The 1,204-nt window shown below is 48.6% G+C and carries 2 protein-coding genes; one reads left to right on the forward strand and one right to left on the reverse strand.

Translation table 11 applies throughout. The annotated features are described in order from the left end of the window. Window positions 1–407 precede the first annotated feature (407 nt). On the forward strand, window positions 408–938 hold the full coding sequence (locus A3IK_RS0116730) for a GNAT family N-acetyltransferase (protein WP_020561121.1): 531 nt from the start codon (window positions 408–410) through the stop codon (window positions 936–938). A gap of 104 nt (window positions 939–1,042) precedes the next feature. Here the strand turns inward: A3IK_RS0116730 and A3IK_RS20975 are convergent. Next, the coding region (locus tag A3IK_RS20975; RefSeq protein ID WP_162596684.1) for a zinc ribbon domain-containing protein at window positions 1,043–1,204 on the reverse strand (162 nt) is incomplete at its 5' end.

A 1,204-nucleotide genomic window follows, 5' to 3' on the forward strand; every position in this document is an offset into this window, starting at 1 on the left:
GTTTGAACACCGCCCTGTTTGAGAAGGGATTAAGACTAATGAAAACTTCAATTCACGAGCATAAGCTGCGTTTGAACACCGCCCTGTTTGAGAAGGGATTAAGACCACGACTTCTCGCATCCGTGACAATGTCGCTTTTAACATTGTTTGAACACCGCCCTGTTTGAGAAGGGATTAAAAGCAAAAGCCCCGATCACGGAGCCTTTGACATGTTAATTTCTTCCCTCAAAAAAGAGGCCAGCAAAGCCTTAGCCCCTCTTCAATCCGAGCCGAACCAATAACCTCAGTAGCGATCATAATAGGCATATTGCTGGCGTAATGGTCGCGTTTAGGCATAATCAAATCCGACTGTGTGAGCTTTATACAGTTTTTACACAGCCCCATGCCCTCCACGCAAGGAAACCACTATGCCAGCGCAAACCATCGTTCACTGCACCTACGAACAACACGCCCATGCCATTCTAGCTATTTTTAACGAAGCCATCCTAAACTCCACCGCACTATACGACTATAAACCCCGCGCCTATGACAGTATGAAACCTTGGTTTGAAACCAAACAAAAGGGTAACTATCCTGTCATTGGGATTGAGGCACAAGACGGTACGCTGTTGGCCTTTGGCAGTTACGGTAGCTTTCGGGCATGGCCTGCCTACAAATACACGGTCGAACATTCGGTCTATGTACACCAAGACTACCGTGCTCAGGGCTTGGGTTTACAGATCATGCAAGCACTGATCGCCGCCGCTCGCCAACAGGAGATACATGCCATGATGGGAGGCATTGATGCTAGCAACTCCAGAAGCATTGCCCTACACCAACGCTTAGGCTTTAAGCATGTGGGCACCTTACCACAGGTAGGGTTTAAATTCGGACGCTGGCTCGATTTAGCTTTTTACCAGTTATTACTCGATACACCCACTCATCCCGTGGAGGACTAAACCCATGCTAATAGTTCTACTCACCACCCCGCTGTTGTCACCAGCAGAAACCCCATATAAAACCGCAGCACTCAAAACACTAGCCGATTGACATCCTCCCCGACCTAAAGGACGGGGATTCCTACAGCTAGACGCTCATGTCCGAGCGCGAGAATGTTCTTTGCGGCATTAATATCTCTATCATGCACCGCTCCACACTCGGAGCAAGACCATTCTCTTATTCGCAAACCCGCTCTACCTTTCGGACTATTAGGGCTGATACAGCC

The sequence above is a fragment of the Thiofilum flexile DSM 14609 genome, from assembly GCF_000380185.1.
Taxonomy (GTDB): Bacteria; Pseudomonadota; Gammaproteobacteria; order Thiotrichales; family Thiotrichaceae; genus Thiofilum; species Thiofilum flexile.

Excerpts from the sequence above, each read along its gene's own strand:
- A3IK_RS0116730 (WP_020561121.1), top strand. The coding sequence starts at position 408 with ATGCCAGCGCAAACCATCGTTCACTGCACCTACGAACAACACGCCCAT.